Origin of the sequence: Nitrobacter vulgaris, from assembly GCF_002028545.1 — a bacterium.
Classification (GTDB): Bacteria; Pseudomonadota; Alphaproteobacteria; order Rhizobiales; family Xanthobacteraceae; genus Nitrobacter; species Nitrobacter vulgaris.
The window spans coordinates 1-707 of sequence record NZ_MWPQ01000089.1; the positions used below are offsets into that span (position 1 = coordinate 1).

Consider the following 707-nt stretch of genomic DNA (forward strand, 5'->3'; position numbering starts at 1 on the left):
GTTCGAAGGCACGCCGATCAATCAGACGCTCGTCAATGATCTCGCCGGCGGCGGCTTCATCGCCCAGCAGCGCAACGTCGTGCTCGTCGGCGGCACCGGTACAGGCAAAACCCACCTGGCCATCGCAATCGCCAGAAGCTGCATCCGATCCGGCGCCCGTGGCCGCTTCTACAACGTGGTCGACCTCGTCAATCGCCTCGAGATCGAGACCCGCAACGGACGTCAGGGCCGCCTTGCCGAACATCTGACCCGGATGGACTTCATCGTGCTGGACGAACTCGGATATCTGCCCTTCGCTCAATCCGGCGGACAGCTTCTCTTCCACCTGGTTAGCCGGCTCTATGAGCGCGCTTCCGTCATCGTCACCACCAATCTCGCCTTCGGCGAATGGCCCAGCGTGTTCGGCGACGCCAAGATGACCACCGCGCTACTCGATCGGTTGACCCACCACTGCGACATCGTCGAGACCGGCAACGACAGTTGGCGCTTCAAAAGCCGCGACGACGATCACGCCACCCGCGCTCGTCTCGTCTCCGCAATCCCGGCCAGCTCCGACGAGTCTACCCTCAAACCACGCCGCGCGAAGGGGTCAAAATTGAACGCCGATATGGAGTGGGCCCCTGGTGCTGGACGGGTAAGCAGAGTTGGATTGACCGGGTGGCCGGGCTTTTGGAGAAAAGCCCATGCCGAGACACCGATCCCACAGC

General features: G+C 62.7%; 1 pseudogene. It reads left to right on the forward strand.

What is annotated here, in order from left to right:
* Positions 1 to 499: pseudogene (istB, locus tag B2M20_RS18675) on the forward strand (IS21-like element helper ATPase IstB); the annotation flags it as partial.
* Positions 500 to 707 lie beyond the last annotated feature (208 nt).